Raw genomic sequence first — 26,015 nt, 5'->3', positions numbered from 1 at the left:
CGATTTCTTCCCCGGGCCGCCTCGTCCTTCACGTTTCTCATCTCCCCGCGCCATGACCATTACCCGACGTCTGCTTGTCATCATTTCGATTGCGCTTTTCGCGCTTGTTGTCGTCAGCGCTTTTGGCCTGCGGTCGCTCGGCAAGGCGCAAACGCGATTTGAGTCCGTTCAGACCGACACCGTCCCCAGCATCATCGATCTCTCAACCATCCGCAACGATTTCTCCTCGCTGCGCGTCAACGCCTATCGCGAGTTCCTGGCCATCACGGACGAACAACGCGCCGAGCTCAATGACAGTCGTCAGGCCATTGTCCAGCGCCTCGACCGCGAACTCGCCAAATACGAAGCGACCGAAATTTCCGACGACACCGACCGCCGCATGCTGCAGGTGGACCGGGATGGATTGCGGGCCTACGAGACCGCGTTGACCACGATGGTGGCCAAAATCCACGCGGGCGACACCGAGGCGGCGAAAAAACTCATCCTGCCGCACGGCGACATGGCCGAGGCCGCCACCGCGTTGCAGAAGGCCCTGTCCGACCATATCGATTACAACCAGAAACTGGGTGAAAACCTTCGTCAGGAAAACACGTCCGCCTACACCTCGACCGTGACCGTTCTCTCCTGCATCGTCGTGCTGGCCGTGTTGACGGTGGGCGCGCTCGCGGCGCAGCTGTACCTGATCATCAGCCGCGGACTGAGCGGCCTGCAGAAAACGCTCGAGGACGTAAGCGGCAGCCTCGATCTGACGCACACCGCACCCGTCGTGCGCATGGACGAAATCGGACATACCTCGGTCGCCTTCAATGCCTTGCTGGCACGCGTCGCGGGGGTGGTCGGCGAAGTACGGCAATCGAGCGGCTCGGTCGCGGTCGCGTCGCGTGAAATCGCGGCGGGCAATATCGATCTGTCGGCGCGTACCGAGGAACAAGCCGCCTCGCTGCAGCAGACCGCCGCCAGCATGGAGCAACTGACGGCGACGGTGAAGCAGAACACCGACAGCGCGCAGATGGCCAGCAAGCTCGCCGGCGATGCGTCGGACGTCACGATGGCGGGCAGCGGCGTCGTCAAGCGGATGGTCGGCACGATGAACGAGATCACCGAAAACTCGACGAAAATCGGCGATATCACCGCGCTGATCGAAGGCATCGCGTTCCAGACGAACATCCTGGCCCTCAACGCCGCAGTGGAAGCGGCACGTGCAGGCGAACAGGGTCGCGGTTTCGCGGTGGTCGCTTCCGAGGTACGTACGCTCGCACAGCGCTCTTCCGCCGCCGCCAAGGAAATCAAGGACCTGATCGCCGTGTCCGTGTCGGTCGTGCACGACGGATCGAGGCAGGCGGAGGAAGTCGGCCGGGTCACCGTCCAGGTGGGCGAAGCGGTGAAGCGCGTGGCCGACATCATCGGCGAAATCGCCTCCGCTTCCAACGAACAAAGCCGGGGCATCGAGCAGGTAAACCAGGCCGTGGCGCAGATGGACCAGGTCACGCAGCAGAACGCCGCCTTGGTCGAGGAAGCCGCCGCCGCGACGCAATCGCTGCAGGAACAGGCGAACAAGATGACCGATACCGTGTCCGCCTTCAGGGTCGGCGGCATGCATCACGCCTATTGACCGCGTCGGCCGGACCTGGCCCGGCCTACCCGGACCGGGTCGGGTCCGACGTCATTCCGCCTCCTCGTCGCGCGTGCGGACCGTGCCGCCGTCCTCGCCCGCCGCCACCGGCTCGCGATACTGTGCGAGCGACATGCCGAGTTCGCGCGCCGCCGCGCCATCGTATTCATCGAGCAGGCGCTCGCGCTCGTCCGGCGTGTCGATGCCGATTCGCACCAGATACCGGTAGGGCTCCAGGTTGTAGGTCCGCGCCTGCTGCTCGATCGCTTTCTGCAGATACACGCTGCGCACTTCCTCCTCGGCGACATCGTGCCGCCTGGCCTCGGCCACGCTGGCCGCGTCGATGCGCTGCGCGATCGCGGGGTACTTTTCAAGAAAGCGTCGGCTCGCTTCGGCCAATTGTTCAGCGTTCATGCCATGCTCCATCCGGATGGGTACTGATATTTTATACAGTAGTTCCCGGCACCGTGCAACGGTTCGGCCCGATTGACAGGTCCGGGCGCAGGGGTATATTGAGAAAAGCCGCTGCCCAAGCAGCCACCCACCGTACCCATGTCCATGAAAGCCGCGCTCTTCGTTCCCTGCTTCATCGACGCGTTCTATCCCGAAATCGCGATCGCCACGCTCGAACTGCTGGAGCGCTTCGGCGTGGACGTCGACTACCCGATGCAACAGACCTGCTGCGGGCAGCCGCTGGCCAACAGCGGCGCGCAAGCGGCGGCGGCCGGTGCGGAAAAGGTTTTCGCGCAGAACTTCGCCGATTACGACTATATCGTCGGCCCCTCGGCCAGTTGCATCCATCACGTGCGCGCGCATTTCACCGCGATCGAACAAACCGCCCAGGTGCGCAAGGTGCGCGCGAGCGCCTGGGAGCTGACCGCTTTCCTGCACGACGTGCTGGGCGCGCGCGACTTTCCCTGGGCCGAATTTCCGCATCGCGTCGGCCTGCACGACAGTTGCAGCGCGCTGCGGCATCTGCACACCGCCTCCGCCACCGAAATCGCCCAGCCGGCGTTCTCGAAACCGCGCACGCTGCTCGAGGGTGTGCGCGGCATCGCATTCGTCACGCCCGAGCGTCCCGACGAATGTTGCGGCTTCGGCGGAACCTTTTCCGTCAGCGAGGAAGCGGTCTCGGTGAAAATGGGGCAGGACAAGGTCGACGACCATCTGCGTGCCGGCGCCGAATACATCGTCTCCGGCGACATGTCCTGCCTGATGCATCAGCAAGGCTGCGCGGCGCGCGGCGGACGCGACGTCCGCTTCATCCACATCGCCCAGATCCTCAACGGAGCACGCGAATGAAGCGTACGGCACGGGTCGATCACGCCGCCGCCGCCGCGGCCTTCATCGCCAAGCCGGCGCATGTCGCGTTCCATGACAAACGCCTCTGGGACCTGCGCAGCAAGCGCGACGCGCAGGCCCACGGCATCGCCGAGTGGGAAACCCTGCGCGATGTCGCGTCGAACATCAAGGAACACACGCTGTCGCATCTGTCGGACTATCTCGCGCAGTTCGCGGACCGTGCCGAAGCGAACGGCGTCGTCGTGCACTGGGCGGCGGACGCGCAGGAGCACAACCACATCGTGCACCGCCTGCTGACGGAGCGCGGCATGACCTGCCTCGTCAAGAGCAAATCGATGCTCACCGACGAATGCCGGATGCGCGATCATCTGGAACCGCGCGGCATCACGGTCATGGAGACCGATCTGGGCGAGCGCATCCAGCAGCTCGACGGGCAGGACCCGAGCCATATGGTCGTGCCCGCCGTCCACAAGTTGCGCGACGATGTGGCCGTGCTGTTCGGCCGCACGATCGGCACGGATCCCGCCAATAGCGACATCCACTATCTTGCCGAACGCCAGCGGATGCACACGCGGCCCTATTTCGTCCGCGAACGCACCGCCGGCATGACCGGCTGCAATTTCGCGGTCGCCGAGACCGGCACCGTGGTGGTGTGCACCAACGAAGGCAATGCCGATCTATCGGCGAACGTGCCGGCGCTGCATATCGCCTCGATCGGTATCGAGAAACTGATTCCGTCGATCGCCGATCTCGGCGTGTTCATCCGCATGCTGTCGCGCAGCGCGCTGGGTTCGCCGATCACACAGTACACCTCGCATTTCCGCGCACCACGACCGGGCACCGAAATGCATTACATCCTCGTCGACAACGGCCGCAGCGAACGGCTGGCGATGGACGATTTCTGGTATTCGCTGAAATGCATCCGGTGCGGTGCCTGCATGAACACCTGCCCGGTATACCGGCGCAGCGGCGGATTGTCATACGGCGGCACGTACTCGGGACCGATCGGCGCGATCATCAATCCGACCTACGACCTGAAACGCTACAGCGCGTTGCCGTTCGCATCGACCTTGAACGGCAGCTGCACCCAGGTCTGCCCGGTACGCATCGATATCCACGAACAGATCTACAAATGGCGTCAGGTCATCGCCGCGGAACACGAGGTGCCGTTCGTCAAGGCCGAGATCCTGAAAATGGCCGGCAAATTGCTGGCGAGTCCCACGCTGTACCGCGCGACGGCAGCCTCGATGGGCAGCGCGCTGCGCCGGTTGCCGAATTTCGTGCTCTACAATCCGCTTAACATCTGGGGACGGCAGCGCACGCTGCCCGACGCACCGGCACAGACGTTTCACCAGTGGTATGCAGCCAACCGGCTTGCCGCGCACCGTCCCGCAGCCGACGCCGCCCGAAGCGACGGCAACGGCGGCAACGACGGCAACGACAGCGGCTTCCGGCCATGACCCGTCGCGACGATTTTCTCGCGAAGGTGCGGGCCGCACAGCCCGCAGGGATCGCCCGCGGCGCACTGCCCTACTTTCCCGCGACGTTCGACAGCGGCCGGCAGACGCGCTTCGCATCCGCGCTGGCGACGATGGGCGGCCTCTGCGTCACGCTCGCGTCGGGCGTCACGCCGACGGACTATATCGCCGGGCGCTTCGGCGCAACCGCGACGATCGCCTCGGCGGTCGACGGCGTGCCCGGCACCCGCTCGCTCGCGCCGGATACGCCACCGGCCTCGCTCGAAGACGTCGACGTCGGCGTGGTGCGCGCGCGCTTCGGCGTCGCCGAGACCGGCTCCGTCTGGTTCAGCGAAACCGAATACCGGGTCAACGCGCTCGGCTATCTGGTCCAGCATCTGGTCGTCCTGCTCGACCCGGCGACGCTGGTCGACGGACTGCAGGACGCCTACCGTCGTAAGGACTTCGCGAACGCGCGCTATGCGGTCCTCGTCACGGGCCCTTCCGCCACCGCGGATATCGAGGGCGTGCTGATCCGCGGTGCGCAGGGCGTGCGCTCATTGACGGTGATCTGGGGAAGCTGACGGCGGGCGTCTTCCGTGCTCGGACATGCCGCGCCGTTGCAGCAGCACGTTCTTTCCCGCGCTAGGCGAACTCGGCAGGGACCGCGACGGCGATTTCGCGTCCAGAGCCAGTCCCGCCTTTCCCACAGGCAATTCGGGCAGAAGCGCCGCGACGCGGTAATGGTCGTTCAGCCCCTCGCCAAAGCCTGCGGCGCGAAGATTGAGGTCGACCGCCTCGCTACCCGCCCGGGCACTTTCCATCGCCGAGAAATCGATGACTTTCTCCAGCCCCCACGGGTCGATCAACAACACCTTGTTTCGATGGGCATATGTGAACGCGAGAAACTCCGTGCGGGTCAGCCGGGGCCGCAAGCGCTGCCGCTCCGGGTCCGTCTCCTCGATACGACCGAACCGGCCCAGCAAAGCGGCATCGTCCGCATACAGCAGCGCGGCGTGGCCGAGCCCGCTGCCGGGCAGTTCGCGAAACTCGATCTGCAGGATTTTCGTGCGCAGCGCCGCCGATTGCATCAACTGCGCCGTGATGAAATCCGTCATTTCGTGACACAACGCGTCGCTCGAACGATGCGGCAAGTACAATCCCTGCGCATAAAATTTGAAAATCTTCTCCGATACGAAACGCTGCTTTTGCTGGACCGTCCACGTGTTCCACTTCTCGGCCTGATAGGTCTTGCGGAAGAATTCCTGCCGCACCGACACGACATTGGACAAGTCGCCGCCGCCGGGCGCCGTGCGATTCGGACGGCGCACGTGAAGATCGACGATTCCCTGGAACGCCGCGTCGACCGCCGCACGCAGGAGGGGACGCGCCTGGAGGAAACCGATTGCTCCAAGCCGCTCGTGATACTGCCGGAGGCTGTCGAGACTCCGGTTGCTGTCCTTGCGCACCGATGCATGCCGGCCCGCGGGTGAGAGACGGGACATGCCATCTTCGCCGCGATCCGGCGCGCCGATTCCGCCACCGCCATTTTCAAGCTCCACCGCTCCCGAGATGACGTTCCAGCGCTTGCGTTCGGAATCGAACCGCACCCAGCGCCGCCCGTCGCCTTCGCCGACATAACGGCGCCCGTTCGGGCCATCGGAGCGGAGGTCGTAATACCCATAGCGCCCCTCGATCAGCGTGCTGCCATCTGCGCGGCGAATGATGCCGGAAACATCCGCCGGCCCCAACTCCGCCATTTCCGGAAACGCGAAACGGCGGATGCTCTCCTCCCCGAAGATGACATTCCTCGCGATTTCGATCGTCCTGCCTGCCACGCGGATGAATTTGCGATTGGCGACACGGAGAAACCCGTCGCTCGCGATAGTCCCATCGATCTCCTCGGGTTTCATGTCAGCCGGCTTGAGCGCCCAATTCCGTTCCGGGCCGCGTGTCAGCGGCAACGGCGGCCACCCGCTATGTTCATGCACGATCCACAACCCGCCGGGCTCGATCTCGCCTACCCGATAGGCCACCCCGTCGATGCCGATGTAATCTCCGCCGGAAACCGCGAACCGCTGCGGCGCGGCGGCGGGAATGGCCATGGGTGTCGCGTATTCGGACAAAGGCATGCTTTCCCAGAGCACTTGTCCATCGTCGCGGCGGCGCCCGAGCAGGGGCACGTTGCCGACGCGGGTGTACAACGCGGGACCCCGCGTCAGATCGTAGGCCGCGTCCGCATGCTCGAACGAACTGCGTTCGCGATCGCTGTTCAGCCGCCATGTGAAACGCGGCACGGCGAGCAAGGCGGGGTCGTCGCCCCGCTGCACCGACGTTTCCTCGCGCGCCGCGTCGCGACCCGCGGCCAGCGGCGGCGGCGGCGGCGATGCCGCATTGCCGGACGGCAGGGCCGCGTTCTTTTGCCACGCCGCGTCATCCGACGCGTCGCCGGTCACCAGCAGCAACGCGCCCGTTCGCGCCGGCGAAGGTGGCGGCGCAGCGTCCGCCGTCGTGCCCGCCTTTCCCCCCGGTTGCGCCGGCGAGGCGGTCGGACTACGCGATTCGCCGCCCGGCCGCGCCGGGGGCTGCAGCGTCATCAGGTTGCGTTCGAGCGTGCCGATGTCGAGCATGTCGTCAGCGTCGGCCTGACCGCCCTTGAGCAGTTTCGACGCGATGCCGATCACGCCAAGCGCGCTTCTGTACCCGTACGTCTTCGGATCGAGGCCGGTCAGGGAATCCAGAATGGCGCCGATTCGCAGGACCGCCGCGCGCCGCGCGGGATTCCGCTCGCCGGCGCCGGCTGCCGACAGGTCCTCCCCCAACGCCGCGAGCGATTCGAACGGATGGGCGCCGGCGGCGAGCGCGTCGAGGATATCGGTGGTCGAGTAACGCGTTTTGATCGACAACGTTGGCCGTACGGGAACGATGACGACGTGGTCGCGCGGCATCGCAGCCGGCAGCGGCACGGGCGTCGTCCGGCCCGTCCCGTCGCCGCGGGGAACATGCCGCCGAACGCGGTGCGCGCGGCGCCATATCGATTCGTATAAACGGAGGTCCTCCCCCCGAAAATGTCGCAGCGCATCGTGTGCCGGAGCCGGGTGTCGCGGCGTAGCGCAATCGTGCGTCCCGCGGTCGTGCGGCGCCCGGGTCGCGATCCCGGACCTGCCGCCGCGCGCGACGTCGCCGCCGGAACGCGACGCCACGCCACTCTCCGTCCTATTCAACTGGAACATGCTCCCTCCGCTATCGTTCGATGCGATAGCCGGTGGGTCGTCCTGCACCCGGCATCGGATCCCGCGGCAGGGCGAAATTGCGCCATTGGGACGCATACCTGACTAAGCTAACGGTAACCGGCACGGCAAGGAGTCCGCCCGTGTACGCGCCCCTTCGTATACGGCGGCGTTACCGTGCCGACGCCTCCGAGGTATCGACGGCGACCGCGTCGCCGCCCAGCGCCTGCTGGAGCGTCACCGCGTTGACGGCGAGATCGTAGCGCAGCCGCAGCAGCGTCGCCTCGACGTCGCGGCCCGCGGCCCGGTGTTCGAGCCATGGCGCGATGTCGGTCTCGCCCGCGCGGTAGCGCGCGCAGGCGAGATCCGCCGCACGTGTCGTGGCGGCCCATTGCGTGCGCGCCGCGTCGAACTCCGCGAGGTAGCGGCGGCGTTCGGACAAGGCATCCTCGACCTCGCCCAGTGCCTGGTGCAAGGTGCGCGCGAACTCGGCCAGGGCGAGTTGCGCCTGGGCGTCGGCGGCGCCGATGCGCCACTGCCGCACCCGCCATTCCATGGCGGGAAACGACAGCCCCGCGATCAGCGTCCCCACCGGGTGCCGCAACCATTGCAGCAGATGGTCGCTCGCCGATCCGAGACGACCCGTCAGGGTCAGCTTGGGATAGAAGCTCGCATGCGCCGCGTCGACCAGCCGTGCCGCCTCCCGTAATCGCCATTCCCGCGCGCGCAGATCGGGCCGGCGCGACAGCAGCGCGGCCGGAAGACCCGCATCGATCCTGGGCAACTGGTCGACCTCCGGAAGCGCCGCCGCTTCCGTGGCGCGTCCCGCCACGGATCCGGTCACGGATCCCGCAGCGGGATCGGTGATCGCCAGCAGGCGGTTCAGCGCATGCCGCGCGCTCGCCTGCTCCGCCGCGATGGCGGCGCGCGCGCCTTGTCGCGCCGCGACATGCCGGGTCGCGCCGGCGACATCGTCGCCGCTCGTCTCGCCCAGGCGATGCCGCGTCTCGGCGTGGGCCGCGCGCCGCCGCGCGTCATGCCACGCGGCGTCGCGCAGCGCCGCTTCGCGCCGCAGATAGGCAAGACGCCAGTAGGCGCCGCTGACCTCGGCGACCAGACGGCGCCGCGCATCGGCATGGGCGAAGTCCAGCGCCACGGTCCGCGCATGCGCCGCCTGGGCGCGCCGCGCCAGTTCGCCGCCGAGATCGACGGGCTGTTCCACGGCCAGGGAAGCCGAGGTTTGCGAGCGCCGTCCACCGATGCGGGCTTCGTCGCCGGCATACCGGTGCTGCTCGATCGCGACGCCGGGCGTCGGCCAGCGGCGGCGCCGCGCGAGGCCGTGCTCCATGCGTGCGCCATCGCGCCGCGCGCGGGCTTCCCGAAGACCGGGATTGTCGCGCAGCGCCTGCGCGATGAGCCCGTCCAGGAAGGGATCGTGGCCACCCGCCGGCCAGGGCAGCGGATCTGCACCTTCGTCACGGGGAGCAGCGCCGGCATTGTCCACGCCCGCGGGAACTTCGGCGCCGTCCAGGCCTGCGGGAATGGCCGGCCCGTCGTCCGCCCAGGATTGCCGCGGCGACGGCGCCAGCATCGCGAGCTGCGCGCTCACCCGCTCGTCCGCGGCGCGCGGCGGCATCGCGCATCCGGCGAGGCCCGCGGCGAGCGCCCACCACAGCGATGCCCTGACCAAGGTCGTTCGATCAACCATGCGTCAGCGCCCGGATCGGATCGAGACGCGCGGCATTGCGCGCCGGAAGATAGCCGAAGGCCACTCCCACGGCCATCGACATCAGGCAGGCACCCGCGATCGACGACCACGAAAAAATCATCGGCAGCGTTGGCACCCAGAGCGGAACGAACTGCTGGACGGCCAGCGAAATCGCCACGCCCGCCGCACCGCCGAGCGACGCGACGATGATCCCCTCGTAGAGAAATTGCCGGCGGATATCGACCTGACGCGCGCCCACGGCCATCCGCAGTCCCACCTCGGCAGTCCGCTCCACCACCGACACCAGCATGATGTTCATCACGCCGATGCCTGCCACCAGCAAGGAAACGCAGGCAATCGCCAGGATCATCCAGTTCAGCGCGGCGCTGCTGCGTTGCGCGGCCTTGAGCTGCTTGTCATACGAGAAAACGAAGAAATCCTTCACGCGGTGCCGCAGGAGCAGCAGGTTCTCGATCCGCGGCTCGGCGCTCGCGGGCGTGACGCCGTCGACGGTTTTCACCATCAGATAGTCGATGTCGTGACGCCCGCTCAACCGCGCGCCGACCGTCGTGACCGGCATATAGACGGTCATTTGCTCGGGGCCGCCACCGTTCGCATCGTCGGCGGCGAGCACACCGACGACGGTGCTCGGCACGCTGCCGACGAGCAGCGTCGCGCCGATCGGATCGGTCCCCGGCGGGAAAAACGCGCGCCGGGTGGGTTCGTCGATCACCACCACGGCGCGCATCCGGCGCGCGGCATCGGCACGAAAGGCCGCCCCGGCCTGAAACACGCTGTTGCGGATCGAGAAATAGGCCGTGTCGACGCCGACGATCGAAACGTCGGCCTGCACGCTGCCGCCGCGCACGCTGCGCAGCGTGCGCAGCACGGGCGTGACATCGGCGATGTAGGACTGCGCGCGCAGCAGATCGACGTCGGCATCGCGCAGGGTGCGCACCGCCTTCGCGCGACGGTCATTGAACCCCTCGCCGGGCAACACGAAAATGGCATCGGCGCCGAACGACTGGATCTCCTCCAGCAGTTTCGCGCGCGCGCCCTTGCCGAGCGCGACCATCGATACCACCGCGGCAATGCCGATCGCGATCCCCAGCATCGTCAGCGCGCTGCGCAGCCGATGGCGGGTCAGCGCCGCCCAGGCGATCGCCCCGCTGTCGCCGATGCGGGCGCCGGGCGGCACGCGGCGCGGGGATGCGGGCACGGGGGCAGGAGCGGGGGCGGACGCAGAAGTCGTCGACGCGAAACCGGTTGCCGCGACGTCGGCGCTGTCGGTCGCCGACACCTTGTCCGGCGGCGCCGCGCCGCCCGCCTGGATGCTGCCGTTCCCGCGGTCGGCGACGATCCGGCCATCGCGGATCTCGACGACGCGCGGCGCGATGCCGGCCACTGCCATGTCGTGCGTCACGACGATGACCGTATGACCCAGCCGATGCAGTTCGCGCAGGATCGCGACGACTTCTCCGCCGCTGCGGCTGTCGAGCGCGCCGGTGGGCTCGTCGGCGAGAATCACGGCGCCACAGTTCATCAGCGCCCGCGCGATGCCGACCCGCTGTTGCTGGCCGCCCGACAGCATCGCGGGCCGATGTCCGGCATGGTCCGCCAGCCCCAGGCGGCCCAGCAACTGTGCCGCGCGCGCGCGGCACAGGGACGCGTCCGTACCGGCATAGATTCCCGGCACGCAGACGTTTTCCTCGGCGCTCAGGTGGGCGAGCAAATGATAGCGCTGGAAGATGAAACCGAACCGGTCGCGCCGCAATGCCGCCAGCGCATCGGGCGCCAGGCCGCAGACATCGCGCCCGGCCACCTCATACCGGCCCGTCGACGGGCGATCCAGACAGCCGAGCAGATTCATCAGCGTCGATTTCCCGGACCCCGACTGCCCGACGATCGCGAGCATTTCGCCTGCGCGGACGTCGAGATCGATGTCGCTGAGCACGGTCGTTTCTTCCGCACCGGCCGGAAAGCGCCGGGACACGCCGCGCAGACGCAGCAGGGGCGCCGTCCCGCGCATCCCGGCATCCGGCGCGGGCCCGTGGATCGTACCGATCGGCGGCGCCGATGCCGCGCTCGTGTACTGCATCACGACGCGCCGTCCGCGAGCAGGACCCGCTCGCCTTCCGACAGCCCTTCGCGCACTTCCACATGCGTATCGCTTCTCAGGCCAAGCCGCACCTTGCGCGTCACGCCGCCTTTCGGACCGGCGACGCGGACCTCGGCGACATCCGGCCCGAGCGGCCTGTCGAGCGCGAGAATCGGAATCACCAGCGCCTGCGATGCGCTGTCCTGCACGATCCGCACGTTCGCGGTCATCATCGCGCGCAATCGGCCCGACGCATTGTCGACATCGAACAAGGCGTTGTAATAGATCGCGCCGCTGCTGTCCCCGGTGATCCGCACCGGCGCGGGTTCCACCTCCCGCAAAAGGCCGGCGTAACGCACATCCGGCTCGGCCAGTACGGTGAAATAACTTTGCTGACCGGGCGCGACACGCGTGACGTCGGCTTCCGACACGCGCGCTTCCACCGTCATGATCGACAGATCGGCCAGCGTCATGATCACCTGGGCACTTTGCGTGGCGACGATGGTCTGCCCTTCCTTGATCGCGATCGACGTCACCACCCCGTCGATCGGTGCGACCACCCGGGTCTGCGCGAGCCGCGCCCGCGCGCTGTCCAGCACGATCCGGGCGCGCAGTATCGCCGCCTCACGCTCCGCGAGCGCCGCGCGCTGCACGTCGAACTGCGCCTGCGCCAGTTCCAGTGCCGCCTGGGATCCGGCATCGGCGGCGCGCAGGTCGCGCGCACGCGCGAGCTTCCGTTCGCGCAGGGCCCGCTCCGCCAGCGCCGAGCGTCGGCGCGCCAACTCCTCGTCGAGCAGCGCCTGACTGCTGCGCACGTCGTTGCGTGCCAGATCGGGATCGATTTCCGCGAGCAGTTGTCCGCGTGCGACGCGCTCGCCCAGCGCGACCTTCAGGGTGCGCAGTTGCCCGCTCGCCTGCGTACCGACATCGACCTGCCGGATCGGCCGGATCATGCCGGTCGCGCGGACCGACGCCTCGATATCCGCCCTGCCCACGGCCGCCGCGGGCGCCGCGACACCCGTATCGGCGACATGACGGACGTAGATCGCGAAGCCGGCGCCGAGCACCGCGGCCACGAGAACGAGCACGAGGGCTCGTCCATGGAGCGTGGGTGGCCTGATACGCATGGGTGTGGGCCTCGTCGAATGGAAAGAATGGCGGACGGGCGTCGTTGCGGACATGTGCGGACGCCTCTGCCATCCGATGGATGGGCAACGGCCAATATCGGACAAAGCACGCGGCAGTGCCATCGGACGTGTCTGTAAAGTGCCCGGGCGGGGTCCGATGCTTGGCGCGCTTCTGAAGTAAACTAGGGAACTAGGCGGACATCCAGGCGCTACCGGGCTTCGCGTGCCCGCCCTATCGACAAGCCCCTCCACTGGGCAGAGCTTCCTCGGAGAAGAAGATGAGCAAACAATCCATCGGTGTCGTCGGCCTGGCCGTCATGGGCCGCAACCTCGCCCTGAATATCGAAAGCCGCGGCCACGCGGTCTCCGTGTTCAACCGCAGCCGCGAGAAGACCGACGAACTGATCGCCGAATATCCGGATCGCAAGCTCGTTCCGGCGTTCACCCTGGAGGAGTTCGTCGCGTCGCTCGAAAAGCCGCGGCGCATCCTTTTGATGGTCAAGGCGGGCGCGGGCACCGATGCGACGATCGATTCGCTGCGCCCGCTGCTGGAGCCGGACGACATTCTCATCGACGGCGGCAACACGCACTTCACCGACACGATCCGACGCAATGAGGCGCTGGCCAAATCCGGGCTGCATTTCATCGGCACCGGGGTTTCGGGCGGCGAGGAGGGGGCGTTGAAGGGGCCGTCGATCATGCCGGGCGGTCAGCGCGAAGCATACGACCTGGTGGCGCCGATCCTTACCGAGATCGCTGCCAAGGCCCCGGACGGCGAGCCGTGTGTCGCCTACATGGGACCGAACGGTGCCGGTCACTTCGTGAAGATGGTCCACAACGGCATCGAATACGGCGATATGCAGTTGATCGCCGAAAGCTATTGGGTGCTGAAGCAGGTGCTGGGCCTGTCGAACGAGGAACTGGGCAAGACCTATGTCGAGTGGAACAAGGGCGAACTCGACAGCTACCTGATCGAGATCACCACGAAGATCTTCGACAAGAAGGACGAAAAGACCGGCGAGCATCTGGTTGACGTGATCCTCGACCGCGCGGCGCAGAAGGGCACCGGCAAGTGGACCAGTCAGAATGCGCTGGATCTGGGCGTGCCGCTGCCGTTGATCACCGAATCGGTGTTCGCGCGCGTGCTGTCGTCGTTGAAGACGCAGCGCGTGGCTGCCAGCAAGGTGCTGTCGGGACCCGCGAAAAAACCGTTCGAGGGCGACCGTGCCGCCTTCGTCGAGGCCGTGCGCCGCGCGCTCTACCTGAGCAAGATCGTATCGTACGCACAGGGTTTCGCGCAGTTGCGTGCCGCGTCGGACGAGTACAAGTGGGACCTGGACTACGGCACCATCGCGAAGATCTTCCGCGCGGGCTGCATCATTCGCGCGCGCTTCCTGCAAAAGATCACCGATGCCTACTCGAAGGACAAGGAGCTCGCGAATCTGCTGCTCGATCCGTATTTCAAGGATATCGCGGACAACTACCAGCAAGCGCTGCGCGACGTGGTCAGCGCGGCGGTGCAGGCGGGCGTGCCGGTGCCGGCGTTCGCCTCGGCGATCGCCTACTACGACAGTTATCGCTCGGCCACGCTGCCGGCCAATCTGGTGCAGGCACAGCGGGACTTCTTCGGCGCGCATACGTTCGAACGGATCGATCAGGAAGGAAGTTTCCACGCCGACTGGTCCTAACGCCCGGCCGCCCCCCCCTGCGGGCGAAACCGCCACGCCCGCCGGGAAACGGGTGAAGCCATCGCGTCTATTGCATGGCTTCCGCAAGCGCCGCCTTCATCGGTTTCGGCGCGTGTCCCGTGAGCGCCAGAACGTCTTCGGTAACCAGATCGAAGGCGCCTTGCGCGAACGTCTCCTGCATGGCCACCAACGATTCGACGATGAAGTCGGGTAAGGACGCCCGTGACAGCGCATCGCGCAGTTGCGGCTTCGACATGACGGCGAACGCCATCGGACGACCCGACAGTTCAGCGACCAGACCGGCGCGTTCGGCACCGCTCACGCTGACCGGGCCTGTCAGGTCATAGTGGCGCCTGGGGAGCGAGTCAGCATGCAGCGCACCGGCCAATGACCTTGCCACGTCGCCGCGCGAGATGAAGGAAACCTTGTTTTCGGCCAACCCGAACATCGTGCCATGGGGAATCGACATTTTCGCCATGGCCGCGAAGGTCTCGACATAGAAGCTCGTCCTGAACACGGTGGCATGGGCGCAACGCTCGCTCAGGCGTTGCTCGGCGAGGGTATAGCCGCGCGTCAGGTCCGAGGCATGCGCGGTGCCGGCCGCGTGCAGCGCGGAAAGCAGATAGACATGACCGACGCCCGCATCCGCTGCGGCATCGATCGCAGCGCAAAGCTGTCGCCCCAGGGCGCCCGGCTGCAAATCGGGGGTTGGCACCAGTAGCAGACGGTCCAGTCCCGCAAATGCGGCGCCCAGGGTCTCCGGCCGATCGTAGTCCATCCGGCGCCAGTTTGTCGCGGGCGAGGACGCAGCAGGTTTCCGACCCAGGCCGATCAACGCGTGATTCGCGGCCGATACGCGCAGGCGGGCCCACACCTCGCCGCCCAATCGACCGGATGCGCCTGTGATGCCGATTTTCATGATGAACCCCTCGTCGTCGTGGATTGTCGTGGATGGCTCGGGCCGTCGCACGTGTCGCGCTGCAAGCGGTTCGGTCCTTTTGCATCGCTATACGAACAAAATGTTCGTCATGATAAAATTGTTCCCGTCGGCGGCGTAAGAACGCACAGCAATGTGCCCACGAACAAAAAGGTTCATTGCGACCGCCGTGCCAGGCAACCACCTTTCAGTCCGCCGCCATGACCCGACACGACCCTGCTTCCGTTCCGGTTCCCGTTGTACCGTCGCGGGTTGGAGATTCCGCGCAATGCGTGGCGCTCGGGCAGATCATCGACCGCGTGGCGGATAAATGGGCCGTGATGACGATCGGCAATCTATCCACCGGCTCGTTGCGGTTCAACGAATTGATGCGACGCATTCCCGGCGTCTCGCACCGGATGTTGACGCTGACGCTTCGGGGACTACAGCGGGACGGCATAGTCGATCGAACCGCCTTCGCGACGGTTCCGCCGCGGGTCGATTATGCGTTGACGGAACTCGGGAAATCGCTGATCGAGCCCTTGGGCGCGTTGGCGCGCTGGGCCGAATCGAAACAGGATCAGGTTTTGGCGGCGCGGGCGAACTACGATACCCGGATGAATCCATAGACGGCAAGATCTTGAGCGCCCCGGCGCGAACGATCGACGCCGCCCGGTTCCGATGCGCGCCATGCCAATCTTTCCGTTGCGAACACGCATCGCCATCCCGATCACTAGATAGCTTGCTAACGAATCAAGCTATAATGGCGCCATGTCAGACCCTCTTCGCCACATGCACCTCGCGCTGAGCACCGAACTCGTCGTCTCGGCGCGCGCCTGGCGGCGCACCGCGGACCAGGCGCTGAGCGCCTTCGGTATTTCCAGTTCCTCGGCACTGCCGCTCCTGATGATCGGCCGTCTGGGCGACGACGGCGTGCGACAGGTGACGCTCGCACAGGCGGTGGGCATCGAAGGGCCGTCACTGGTGAGGGTGCTGGACCAACTCTGCGCGGCGCAACTGGTGCGACGCGACGAAGACCCCATGGACGGCCGCGCGAAGATCGTTTCGCTGACCCATGCGGGCCAGCGCATGGTGGTGGCGATCGAAGGCCAGCTCAGCGACCTGCGCGACCGTGTTCTGGAGGGCGTCAGCGATACCGAGCTGGAGATCGCGCTGCGGGTGGTGCGCCGCTTCAACGGCGCTCCCGCGCTGTCGGCGGCGCCGGCTGCCGCGTCGCATCCTACGGCACCGCCGAACGACGCGCCACGTCCGGCCCCCGCCCGCCCGCGCGACGCTTCGTGACCCCCGCCCTTCGCTGACGCCGCCCCGATGTATCCATCCAAAAGAGACTGGCTGTTTTCCGTCAAGACATTTGCTGCGGCAATGCTTGCGCTGTATCTCGCCCTGCTTTTCGAACTGCCGCGCCCGTACTGGGCGATGGCGTCGGTCTACGTCGTATCGAACCCCTTCGTCGGCGCGACCCGCTCGAAAGCGCTGTATCGCGCGCTGGGCACCTTGCTGGGCGCGTCGGCGGCGGTATTTTTCGTGCCCCTGCTGGTTGATACCCCATTGCTGCTGAGCCTCGCCGTCGCCACCTGGACCGGCTCGCTGCTGTTTCTCGCGCTGACCGACCGGACCGCGCGCAGCTACGTCTTCATGCTGGCGGGTTATACGCTGCCGCTGATCGCCTTTCCCGTGGTCAACGATCCCGCGACGGTATTCGATGTGGCGGTGGCGCGCAGTGAGGAGATCATCCTCGGCATCGTCTGTGCGTCGGCGGTCAACAGCGCCCTGTTTCCGAACCGGCTCGGCGCGGCGCTGGGCGAGCGCACCGGCGCCTGGTTCAACGACGCGGTGGCGTACGCGCGCGAAACCCTCTCCGGACGCATCGTCGGCAAGGACTTGTCGGCCGCGCGGCAACGCCTGGCGACCTCGGTGAATGGGCTCGAATTCCTGTTGAGCCAACTGGCCTACGACGATACCCAGCCCGACGTGCTGCGCCGCGCGCACGCGCTGCGCGGCCGGATGGCGCTGCTGCTGCCGATCGCCTCGGCGCTCGGCGATCCGCTCGCGGCGCTGCGCGCGCAGGGCGCGATTCCTGCCGAACTGGAAAGTTTGCTGGTGGACATCACTCAGTGGATCGGCAGCAAGGACGGGGCGCTGCGCGACCGCGAGGCCGACTCCCTGCGCGTGCGCCTGGATGCGTTGGAGCCGCAGGTGATGCGCGTGCCCGGTCCCGGAGACACGCGGGCCTCGGCGGCAGGCGTATCCATCGGCGCCGCCACCGTGGCGCCGCCCGACGCCGACGCCGCGCCGGACGCGCCCGCGCTGGCCGAGGTACCGAACGTGCCGGCGTGGACGGGCATGCCCGTGACGCTTGCCCTGGAGGAAGACGGGAATGCGAAGGGTGCAGGGAAGGCAGACGATGCAGCGGATGCAGCGGATGCGCCCGGGACCCCGGACAACGCCGCCCTGCCCGCCACCGAACGCGTCGACCAGTCCATCGCCGCCGCGCCCTATCTGAACCCGAACTGGGACCGCGCGTTGTTGTCGTCGCTGCTCTGGCGCCTGCGCCTCATGGTCGACCTGTGGCAGGACTGCCGCGCGTTGCGCGAGATGATCGAGACCGAGACGTCCGCCGCCTGGCGTCCGCACCTGCGTCACTGGCGGCTGGGCGGCGCCGAGCGGCATATCGATCTGACGATGATGTTCCTGTCGGTCCTGCCCGCGGTCGGCACGACATTGCTCGCGGCGGCGATCTGGATCATGACCGGCTGGGCCGACGGCGCCGGCGCGGTGACCCTCGCGGCCGTGGCTTGCAGCTTCTTCGCCGCGCTCGACCAGCCGGCCCCCCAGGTCTTCAGCTTCTTCATCTGGACGCTGGTCAGCAGCGTGCTCGCCGGCATCTATCTGTTCCTCGTGCTGCCCAATGCGCATGATTTTCCGATGCTGGTGCTGATGTTCGCGGTACCCTTCATCTGCGTCGGCACGCTGATCCCGCAGCCGCGCTTCACGCTCGCGACGATGCTGACCTCGGTCAATACCGCCACCTTCCTCAGCATCCAGAGCGCCTACGACGCGAATTTCACGTCGTTCCTGAACAGCAACATGGCCGGTTGCGCCGGCCTGCTGTTCGCCTTTCTCTGCACGCGCATCACGCGGCCTTTCGGTGCCGAGATGGCCGCCGGCCGCCTGACGCGGGCCGGCTGGTCGGACATCGTGCTCGCCGCCTCGCCGCACGCGATCGTCGCGCAGAACAACATGGCCTCGCGGATGCTCGACCGGTTGATGCAATTGCTGCCCCGCCTGGGTGCCTCCGACGATCAGCGCCATCCGTCGATCGACAGTTTCCGGGACCTGCGCGTGGGCCTCAACGCGCTCGACCTGCAGCATGTGCGGCGCACGCTGCGCGAAGAACGGCGCATGCCGATCGATCAGGTGCTGGCCGGTGTCCGCGCGTATTTCCAGGGCTGCATCGACGCACGCGAACGCTTGCCCACCCCCCCCGAACTCGCCGAACGGATCGACGCGGCGCTGGCGTCCGATCCCGACAGCCGGGGCGCGCTGCATGCGCTGGTCGGGCTGCGCCTGTCGTTGTTCCCGATCGCCACCGCGCCGGTGGCGGGCGGCCCCACTCTGGAGACTGCGGCATGACGCGTTTCTCGTTTCCCGCGCGCAACGCCTGCCGCGTCCGGCGCTGTGCTCCGCATGACACGCGTTTTCGCGGGGTCCGGCGATGATCGGCGAATTCGATCTCGTCGGCGTGTTCCTGCCGGAACTGCTGGTCTGGATGCTCGTGACCTATTGCATCCAGTTCTTCGTGGGCAAAGGACTCGCGCGCGCGGGTCTGTACCGTCATGTCTGGCATCGCTCGGTGTTCGATCTCGCGCTTTACATCGTCCTTCTCGGTCTCGTCGTTTTCGTGTCGCACTCGTTCAGCATCGGTTGATCAATTGAAACTCAAACTCTCCTCCATCGGTCGCGTCCTGCTGACCTTGATCGTGGTGGCCATCGCCGCCGTGGTGCTCTGGAATCTCGTGCGCTATTACATGTTCGCGCCCTGGACGCGCGACGGCCACATCCGCGCGGACGTGGTGCAGGTCGCGCCCGACGTCAGCGGCCTGATCGACCGCGTCGACGTGCGCGACAACCAGGCCGTCGCACGCGGTCAGGTGCTGTTCGTCATCGATCAGGCACGCTTCAGGCTGGCGCTGTCCCAGGCGCAGGCGATGGTGGCGATGCGCCGCGCCACGCTCGATCAGGCGCGGCGCGAGGCCAACCGCAACCGCTCGCTCGGCGACCTCGTCGCGCAGGAGGTGCTCGAGGAGAGTCAGTCGCGCGCGCAGCAAGCCGCCGCCTCGCTCGAAGAAGCCGAAGTGGCGGTGGGCGTGGCGCAACTCAATCTGCAACGCAGCGTGGTGCTCAGCCCCGCCGACGGCTACCTGAACGACCGCGCGCCGCGTCGCGGCGAGTTCGTGACGGCCGGCCGGCCGGTGTTGGCGGTGGTCGATGCCGGCTCCTTCCATGTCGACGGGTATTTCGAGGAAACCAAATTGTCGCAAATCGCGATCGGTCAGGGCGTGCAGATCCACGTGATGGGGCAGCCGCAATTCCTGCATGGGCATGTGACCAGCATCGTGTCGGCGATCGAAGACCGCGACCGCGTGCAGGGGTCGAATCTGCTGCCCAACGTCAATCCGGCATTCAGCTGGGTGCGGCTGGCGCAGCGTGTGCCGGTTCGCATCGCGCTCGACGAGGTGCCGGCCAACGTGCGGCTGATCGCCGGCCGCACCGCCACGGTCTCCATCGAGGATGCGAACGGCGCCATCGTCACGCCCTTCTTCGGGCGCTCCGTGCACCCGCGGCCCGCACCGGCAGGCACACCATGAAACTGCATCGCGCGCTATGGGCGCTGCCCTCCCTCTTCTGCGTGGCGGCCTGCACGACCATCGGCCCGGATTATCACGTGCCGGACACGGCGCTCGTCAAACAGCCGCTGGCGGCCCGGGCGCTGATCGAACAGGATGACGGCGCGGCCGGCAAGACGCTGGGCGAGGCGGCCTCGGCGGCCGCGGTGCCCGACTACTGGTGGCGTCTCTACGACGACCCGGCGCTCGATGCGCTGGTGAACGAAGCGCTCAAATCGAACAACGATCTGCGGGTAGCAACCGCCAACCTCGCACGCGCGAACGCGATCCTGGGCGTGGCCGAGGCGCAGGGCGGTTTTTCGGCGAATGCCTCGGCGACCATCAACCGGGCGCAGGAATCCGCCGAGCAGTATCTGATGACGGAAAAGCTGCCCGTCGGCTATGTCGGCGACGCGGGGCTGTCGGTGTCCTACCAGTTCGACCTGTTCGGCACGCTGCGGCGCGGCGTCGAAGCCTCCGCGGCGGACCTCGATGCGGTGCGCGCGGCGGTCGACACCGCGCGCATCACCGTGGTCGCCAATGTCGTGCGCGCCTATTTCGAAAGTTGTTCGGCGGCGGAAGAGGAAGATATCGCGAACCATTCGCTGGCACTGCAGAATCGCAGCGTCGATCTCGCAAGGCGGCTGCGCAGCGCGGGACGGGGCGCGCAACCGAACGTGACGCGCTCGGTCACGCAGGCGCAGAGCGTGCGCGCCGACCTGCCGCGTTTCGCCGCGCAGCGGCGCGTCGCGCGTTACCAACTCGCGGCCCTGCTGGTACGCAGCCCCGACGCCCTGCCGGCATCGATCGCGGCATGCCGGCGCACGCCGCGCATCCTGACGCCGTTACCGGTCGGCGACGGCGCGGCGCTGCTGCGGCGCCGACCCGACGTCCGCGAGGCGGAACGGCGTCTGGCGGGCGCGACCGCCCGTATCGGCGTCGCGCTGGGCGAGCTGTATCCGAACGTGAGCTTTGGCGCGAGCGCGGGCGTCACCGGCATCGGTGGCGACCTGGGCACCGTCCCTACCCAGCGCTGGGGTTTCGGGCCGCTCATCAGCTGGACCTTTCCGGCGAACGGCGTGCGCGGCCGGATTCGCGCGGCCCATGCGGGTGCCGATATCGCGCTCGCGCAATTCGACGGGGTCGTGCTGAATGCGCTGCGCGAGACGCAAAGCCGTCTCGCCACCTACGCGGGGGACCTGGGGCGGCTGGACGCGCTCTACGACGTGCAGCGCTCGGCGGAACAGTCGTCGGATGAAACGCACCGCTTTTTCCTCGCGGGACGCGAATCCTTCCTGGCCGATCTGGACGCCGCGCGCACGCTGACCAACGTCAACGCGCAAGTGGCCGGCGCCGAGGCCAAGGTGGCCCAGGATCAGGTGGACGTCTTCCTCGCGCTGGGCGGCGGTTGGCAGGTCGAGGGAGCGGGGATCGCCGATCCCGCCGCCGGCGTCGCCAGGGCCGCGTCGGGCGCCAGCGGTTCGTAGACGCGGGCGAAGCGCGCCTGCTGCACGACGCCGTAATCCCCCGGCGCATATTGCAGCAACCAGTCTCCGGCGGCGCCGCTCAACACGTCGCCGCCGGCGCAACGCGCCAGCGAAAAAGGATGCGCGAGACGTTTGGCCCAGACCGGCGTCGGTACGTTCCGGTACCGGCCGGCTTCACCGGTGGCGAGCGGCGGCAGCGGCCGGTATTTTTGCAGAAAGCGCTCCCGCGACACCACCCACCGCTCGCCGGTGGCCGCGCTCACCAGGGCGTCGCCGGCCCGATAGGCATTCGGCCCTTCCAGACTGCTCAACTCGCCATCCGCCGCCGCGAACGCAACGTCGACGATTTCGTTTTTCCGATAGAGCCGCGCATCGGCATCGCGCGTCAGCTCGACGGACGTCAGGGGAATGGCAGGAGCGTGCATCGCGAGACCTGTGCAAAAAGGTGATTGTACCCAGAAGCGCAGGCCGCCCGACGCGTAGACTTCGGCCGCGGTCAGGCGCGAATGTATTTCAGAACTGCCAGCTCGTGGATGCGATGGAACCAGATATGGTCGCTGATGACGATGGCGGCCACCCAGGCCAGCGTGACGACGACCAGATCGCACTTGCCGCTATTCCAGAGATTCAGCGAATGACGCCGGTAGATCCATGGCACGCCCATCGGATTGGGCCAGTCGGCGAGCAGATGCATCAGGCCGCCGCAGGCGAAACCGAACACGCCGGCCAGCAGGGGATAGGCCGGCAGATACCGATGGGAACCATATAGCAGGACGCCCCAGCCGACGCCCCAATGGGTCACCGTGCGATGGGTGACCCACAGGCGCCGGCGTTTGGACCACCAAGCGACTTCGAGCCAGTCGGGCGCGGTGCCGCCGACGACGCCGGCGGCGAGCGCCAGCAGGGACCAGACATACAGAGGGCCGCCCATTCCCTCATGCGCGACGAGTGCCGCCGCGACGAGCCCAGCGGGCCATCCGGTAGCGTGGTGTGCTTGCTTCGAGGCCATCGGTAGTACGTGATTGCAGTGGGCGATACGAGTCGCCATTCTGCCACACTACTGTATGAAAATACAGTTCGAAGATGCGAAAACCGTGGCGGCCCCGCGTTTGCGCACAGCTCTCGATGCCGTGCCGCTCAACTCAGCAGACTCGCGGCGATATTGATCGACAGGCCCATGATGGCGAGATTGAAGAAATACGACAGCACGGACTGGCCCAGCGTCACCCGGCGCATGCGCGGCGTGGCCACGGCGACGTCGGACGTCTGGGACGCGACCGCGATCGTGAAGGAAAAATACGCGAAATCCCAGTATGTCGGGTCCAGCTTGTCATCGGCGAACCGCAGGGCGGGCGCCGCCGCGTCCTCGGCGAAATACATTCGGGCGTAGTAGATCGTGAAAAGCGTGGGCAGCAGCGTCCAGCCGCCGAGCAGGGTCACGAGCGAAAGAACGATATGCAGCGTCTTCTGCGCCTCGCCGGCCGCCCCTTTCGCGGTGGCCAGTTCCAGCACGATCGCCGCGAGGCTCACGAGCGTGGCGAGGGTGACCGTCAACAGCACCGTGCCCGCGCTCTCGTCTTCGCGTCCCGCCATCTTGCGGACGTGAATGGCTTCGCGGTGACTCAGCATCATTTGCCACAGCAGCGCGAGATACGACCACAGGATCACGTTCCAGCCGACCAGGCCGCGCTCGATTCCCGGCCAATGCCCCGGCATGAAGAGCGCGATCACGACGCCCAGGACGATGGCGGCCACCAGCCGGAGATGATAGCGAAACAAACTGGAGACAATTTTTATCATGATGGAAAGCGCCACAGGGCATGGAGAAGCGGTGATTATCGCACCGCATCACGGGCGCGCATCGGCAAGAATTAAGACCAGTCGACTTACCCGTTTTCCACTTCGTGGGCACCATCCATGCGTCCAGTTGGAAAGCTCTGGAGCCGTCAAATTATGAGACACCCGCCGGTGTCGAAGCGTGCCGGATGCACCAGCCGGCACGCCGCGGCGACAGTGCCGGATGCGCCGAGGGGGAAATTCGAACATCGTTTCGCGGATCCGCGCAGCAGGATGGCGCCGCCATGAGACCCTGAACCCGTTTCCCTCCGCACGCCTGCGCGGCGCCCTCCTCCCCATCCAAGTAATGGAGCGCTCATGACGATCAGGGTCATTGTTGCCGATGATCATCCCCTCTTTCTCGCCGGTGTCGCATCCCTGTTCAGCACCATCGCATCGACGGAAATCGTCGCCACGGCGGGCAGCAGCGATGAACTGGTCGACGTATTGGGCAAGCAGCCTTGCGATGTGTTGGTCACCGATTTTTCCATGCCGGGCGGCAGACAGCAGGATGGCCTGCGCCTGATCGCCTATCTGATGCGGACGTTTCCGCAGTTGCGCATCATCGTCATCACGATGTTGATACGAATTGCCTTTTATTCTTCAAAATCATGGCCTTCAATGATTTCTGACTGATCAATGGCCTACCTGTCAGCAACAATCTCGCATGTGTAAAAACAAAGGGTTACATGCGGGTTTTTGACGGTGCGCGGCTGAGTGAAGTTATGCGACTCGCGTCCGCGACTACGGCTCAGCTAGAACAATCCGGCCGGTTCTTCCGCATCGTTCCAACTGAAAATCAGCACCTCCTTCCGCGCCACACCTTCCCCGCCGCCCACCGTATATTTGATGTCGGCCGTCTCGATGTGGAAACCGTCGAACACGCGCCGGATGTCCGGATGGTCGTTGAGCGTCACGATTGCCCGCCCCTTCAGATTCCGGACCGTCTCTGCCATTGCCTCGTATTCAGAAAATGGGAACGGAACGCCGTAGCCTGCCGTCTGCCAGTACGGCGGATCGAGGAAGAAGAGCGTGTGCGGCCGATCGTACCGCTCGATGCAGGCGCGCCAGTCCAGCCGCTCGATGAACGCCGACGAGAGACGCAAGTGCGCCGCCGAGAGCGTCTCCTCGAGTCGCAGGAGATTCAACCCCGGCGGCGCGGTCGTGGCCACCCCGAACGTTTGCCCCTCTACCTTCCCACCGAAGCAGTTGTGCTGCAGATAGTAAAAGCGCGCGGCGCGCTGGATGTCCGTCAGCGTCTCAGGGCGAGTATCCTGCAGCCACTTGAACACCTCCCGACTTGTCAGCGCCCATTTGAACTGCCGGACGAATTCCTCGAGGTGATGCTGGACGATGCGGTACAGGTTGACCAGTTCGCCGTTGATGTCGTTGAGCACTTCGACGTCGGCCGGGGGCCGCTGGAAGAACAGCGCGGCGCCGCCAGCGAATACCTCGACGTAGCATTTATGCCGTGGGAACCGGGGGATGATATGCGCGGCGAGGCGCCGCTTACCGCCCATCCAGGGAATGATTGGATCTGCCATTGATAGTGGTTGCTCCTGCCAATATACTGTATAAAAACACAGTATATTGCTATTACTGGAGCACCAACAGCATAATCGTAGGGACATCCTGCTGTGTCGTATGTTGCCACGTATTGTAAAAAAACTTGCAGTTGTTCGACTACCCACCTTGTAATATAAAGAGAAAAAATACTAAAATCTTCTTTCCTTTCCAACCTAACTTTAAACTTTTATGGCAGAGAAAATGTGTGGATTTTGCGGTGAGCCGATAGGTGCAGGAACGCGATCTCGTGAGCACTTAATCAAGAAAGCTTGGCTTAGGGAACTTGGCCATTTACAAACGAACATGCCTTCGGACCACGTCAGCGGCGCGACGGGAAAAATCATCAGTAGCCGTCTCGCGACTGCCGACAAACTGCAGGCAGGCGGAGTATGTGAAGATTGCAACAATGGCTGGATGGAAAGAATGGATGCGCCAATCTCAGACGCAATGCTTTCGATGGCGAGAGGACTAACATGTCCGCTGCATTACTCCTATGATATACAGCGCCAAATTGCCCGTTGGATTTTTCGGACTGGCTGCACATATAGATTGATGAATTTAAAATTAAAAGAACTCATTTCTGCAGAGACGCGTAAAGCTCTCATTAATCCGGCTTACACGCCCTCTGGTCTCACAGCTTTCTTTTTAAGCTATCCCCCAGGAAAGAAAGAGCTCGGCACAGCGCTGATACAAAATTGGGAAGCGTATGGAAAAGGAATAGATTTAAAAGATGTCCAAAATATGAAATTCGCGATTCAAATAGATTCGATCCTTCTTGGCTGCGTACACATTGATACTCCTCTATTAAACGCAGTGCTTCTTCCGACGCACAGGGCTTTCTATACCAATACTCTCTTTAATATTTCCCGCAAAGAAACAATTTCCCGTAGAAATTTTACAGAAATAGCAAGCGTTTTTATTAATCAATGGCTGGCCGCTGTAGGAGTTGCTAAAAGCAACTGCCTTCTCAACAAACCGCCCTTTGATTACGGTCCATCTTGCGCCAAATGGGCCATAGCTAAGCTGCGACATTAACACCTTCATGAGCGTCAAAATTTTAATGCAAAGAAATTCCTCCTAT

22 protein-coding genes and 1 pseudogene are annotated in these 26,015 nt (G+C 65.6%); 13 read left to right on the top strand and 10 right to left on the bottom strand.

Translation table 11 applies throughout. The features are described 5' to 3' along the window. The first annotated feature begins 52 nt into the window (after positions 1 to 52). Complete coding sequence (locus OVY01_RS23045; RefSeq protein ID WP_284700722.1) at positions 53 to 1,612, top strand: methyl-accepting chemotaxis protein; 1,560 nt, start codon at positions 53 to 55, stop codon at positions 1,610 to 1,612. A 51-nt stretch (positions 1,613 to 1,663) separates the two neighbouring features. On the opposite strand, the gene OVY01_RS00260 is transcribed toward OVY01_RS23045, so the two are convergent. Then, positions 1,664 to 2,026 carry a DUF6388 family protein gene (locus tag OVY01_RS00260; RefSeq protein WP_267844823.1) on the bottom strand — a complete coding sequence of 121 codons (363 nt, stop codon included), beginning with the start codon at positions 2,024 to 2,026 and terminating at the stop codon, positions 1,664 to 1,666. A gap of 144 nt (positions 2,027 to 2,170) precedes the next feature. Between OVY01_RS00260 and OVY01_RS00255 the strand changes: the two genes are divergently transcribed. From OVY01_RS00255 to OVY01_RS00245, 3 genes are read left to right on the top strand one after another with little or no spacing between them, the layout of a single operon-like run. Next, on the top strand, positions 2,171 to 2,914 hold the full coding sequence (locus tag OVY01_RS00255) for a (Fe-S)-binding protein (protein ID WP_267847615.1): 744 nt from the start codon (positions 2,171 to 2,173) through the stop codon (positions 2,912 to 2,914). Beyond that, positions 2,911 to 4,374: a lactate utilization protein B gene (locus tag OVY01_RS00250; protein WP_267844822.1), complete on the top strand. Its 1,464-nt coding sequence runs from the start codon at positions 2,911 to 2,913 to the stop codon at positions 4,372 to 4,374. The genes OVY01_RS00255 and OVY01_RS00250 overlap by 4 nt, the downstream gene beginning before the upstream one ends. After that, complete coding sequence (locus OVY01_RS00245) at positions 4,371 to 4,955, top strand: LutC/YkgG family protein (RefSeq protein ID WP_267844821.1); 585 nt, start codon at positions 4,371 to 4,373, stop codon at positions 4,953 to 4,955. Before OVY01_RS00250 ends, OVY01_RS00245 begins: the two co-directional genes overlap by 4 nt. Here OVY01_RS00245 and OVY01_RS00240 read toward each other — a convergent pair. The 4 genes from OVY01_RS00240 to OVY01_RS00225 all read right to left on the bottom strand — a co-directional run bounded on the left by OVY01_RS00240 (position 4,929) and on the right by OVY01_RS00225 (position 12,495). Next, entirely contained in the window at positions 4,929 to 7,337 is a 2,409-nt protein-coding gene (locus tag OVY01_RS00240; protein ID WP_267844820.1) for a hypothetical protein, read from the bottom strand. The two genes, OVY01_RS00245 and OVY01_RS00240, sit on opposite strands and share 27 nt — an antisense overlap. A 436-nt stretch (positions 7,338 to 7,773) precedes the next feature. Further along, on the bottom strand, positions 7,774 to 9,309 hold the full coding sequence (locus tag OVY01_RS00235) for a TolC family protein (RefSeq protein WP_267844819.1): 1,536 nt from the start codon (positions 9,307 to 9,309) through the stop codon (positions 7,774 to 7,776). Further along, positions 9,302 to 11,338 (bottom strand): ABC transporter permease, encoded by a 2,037-nt coding sequence (locus OVY01_RS00230; RefSeq protein WP_267847614.1) that lies wholly within the window; start codon positions 11,336 to 11,338, stop codon positions 9,302 to 9,304. Before OVY01_RS00230 ends, OVY01_RS00235 begins: the two co-directional genes overlap by 8 nt. 68 nt (positions 11,339 to 11,406) lie before the next feature. Next, positions 11,407 to 12,495, bottom strand: coding sequence for an efflux RND transporter periplasmic adaptor subunit (locus OVY01_RS00225; RefSeq protein ID WP_267844818.1), 1,089 nt, complete (start codon positions 12,493 to 12,495; stop codon positions 11,407 to 11,409). Positions 12,496 to 12,812: 317 nt separating this feature from the next. Between OVY01_RS00225 and gndA the strand changes: the two genes are divergently transcribed. Next, positions 12,813 to 14,222: an NADP-dependent phosphogluconate dehydrogenase gene (gene gndA, locus OVY01_RS00220; RefSeq protein WP_267844817.1), complete on the top strand. Its 1,410-nt coding sequence runs from the start codon at positions 12,813 to 12,815 to the stop codon at positions 14,220 to 14,222. 67 nt (positions 14,223 to 14,289) lie between these two features. On the opposite strand, the gene OVY01_RS00215 is transcribed toward gndA, so the two are convergent. Next, on the bottom strand, positions 14,290 to 15,141 hold the full coding sequence (locus OVY01_RS00215; RefSeq protein ID WP_267844816.1) for an NAD(P)H-binding protein: 852 nt from the start codon (positions 15,139 to 15,141) through the stop codon (positions 14,290 to 14,292). A gap of 218 nt (positions 15,142 to 15,359) precedes the next feature. Here OVY01_RS00215 and OVY01_RS00210 point away from each other — a divergent pair, with 218 nt between their 5' ends. The 6 genes from OVY01_RS00210 (at position 15,360) to OVY01_RS00185 (ending at position 21,532) form a co-directional block, all read left to right on the top strand. Next, positions 15,360 to 15,767 carry a winged helix-turn-helix transcriptional regulator gene (locus OVY01_RS00210; protein WP_267844815.1) on the top strand — a complete coding sequence of 136 codons (408 nt, stop codon included), beginning with the start codon at positions 15,360 to 15,362 and terminating at the stop codon, positions 15,765 to 15,767. Positions 15,768 to 15,909: 142 nt separating this feature from the next. Beyond that, positions 15,910 to 16,440: a MarR family winged helix-turn-helix transcriptional regulator gene (locus OVY01_RS00205; RefSeq protein ID WP_267844814.1), complete on the top strand. Its 531-nt coding sequence runs from the start codon at positions 15,910 to 15,912 to the stop codon at positions 16,438 to 16,440. Between the two features lie 27 nt (positions 16,441 to 16,467). Continuing rightward, positions 16,468 to 18,792, top strand: coding sequence for an FUSC family protein (locus tag OVY01_RS00200; protein WP_267844813.1), 2,325 nt, complete (start codon positions 16,468 to 16,470; stop codon positions 18,790 to 18,792). An 82-nt stretch (positions 18,793 to 18,874) separates the two neighbouring features. Further along, positions 18,875 to 19,087: a DUF1656 domain-containing protein gene (locus OVY01_RS00195; RefSeq protein ID WP_267844812.1), complete on the top strand. Its 213-nt coding sequence runs from the start codon at positions 18,875 to 18,877 to the stop codon at positions 19,085 to 19,087. Positions 19,088 to 19,091: 4 nt separating this feature from the next. Beyond that, on the top strand, positions 19,092 to 20,027 hold the full coding sequence (locus tag OVY01_RS00190; RefSeq protein WP_267844811.1) for an efflux RND transporter periplasmic adaptor subunit: 936 nt from the start codon (positions 19,092 to 19,094) through the stop codon (positions 20,025 to 20,027). Continuing rightward, entirely contained in the window at positions 20,024 to 21,532 is a 1,509-nt protein-coding gene (locus OVY01_RS00185) for an efflux transporter outer membrane subunit (RefSeq protein WP_267844810.1), read from the top strand. Before OVY01_RS00190 ends, OVY01_RS00185 begins: the two co-directional genes overlap by 4 nt. On the opposite strand, the pseudogene OVY01_RS00180 reads toward OVY01_RS00185, so the two are convergent. The 3 genes and pseudogenes from OVY01_RS00180 to OVY01_RS00170 all read right to left on the bottom strand — a co-directional run. Then, positions 21,529 to 21,957: pseudogene (locus tag OVY01_RS00180) on the bottom strand (PGDYG domain-containing protein); the annotation flags it as partial. The gene OVY01_RS00185 and the pseudogene OVY01_RS00180 overlap by 4 nt on opposite strands. Before the next feature lie 71 nt (positions 21,958 to 22,028). Next, a complete protein-coding gene (locus OVY01_RS00175; protein WP_267844809.1) occupies positions 22,029 to 22,541 on the bottom strand; it encodes a metal-dependent hydrolase in 513 nt (170 codons plus the stop codon). A 128-nt stretch (positions 22,542 to 22,669) separates the two neighbouring features. Beyond that, positions 22,670 to 23,332: a DUF1345 domain-containing protein gene (locus tag OVY01_RS00170; protein ID WP_267844808.1), complete on the bottom strand. Its 663-nt coding sequence runs from the start codon at positions 23,330 to 23,332 to the stop codon at positions 22,670 to 22,672. 354 nt (positions 23,333 to 23,686) lie between these two features. Here OVY01_RS00170 and OVY01_RS00165 point away from each other — a divergent pair, with 354 nt between their 5' ends. Beyond that, a complete protein-coding gene (locus tag OVY01_RS00165) occupies positions 23,687 to 24,004 on the top strand; it encodes a response regulator (RefSeq protein WP_267844807.1) in 318 nt (105 codons plus the stop codon). Between the two features lie 119 nt (positions 24,005 to 24,123). Here the strand turns inward: OVY01_RS00165 and OVY01_RS00160 are convergent, their stop codons facing one another. Next, positions 24,124 to 24,912, bottom strand: coding sequence for a DNA adenine methylase (locus OVY01_RS00160; RefSeq protein ID WP_267844806.1), 789 nt, complete (start codon positions 24,910 to 24,912; stop codon positions 24,124 to 24,126). Between the two features lie 211 nt (positions 24,913 to 25,123). Between OVY01_RS00160 and OVY01_RS00155 the strand changes: the two genes are divergently transcribed. Beyond that, the gene (locus tag OVY01_RS00155) at positions 25,124 to 25,969 is read left to right on the top strand and encodes a hypothetical protein (protein WP_267844805.1); all 846 of its coding nucleotides are present in this window, start codon (positions 25,124 to 25,126) and stop codon (positions 25,967 to 25,969) included. The last annotated feature ends 46 nt before the right edge of the window (positions 25,970 to 26,015 follow it).

The organism is Robbsia betulipollinis, assembly GCF_026624755.1.
GTDB classification, from domain to species: domain Bacteria; phylum Pseudomonadota; class Gammaproteobacteria; order Burkholderiales; family Burkholderiaceae; genus Robbsia; species Robbsia betulipollinis.
The sequence above is the reverse complement of the archived record's forward strand: the minus strand, read 5'-3'. Positions and strand labels throughout refer to the sequence as shown.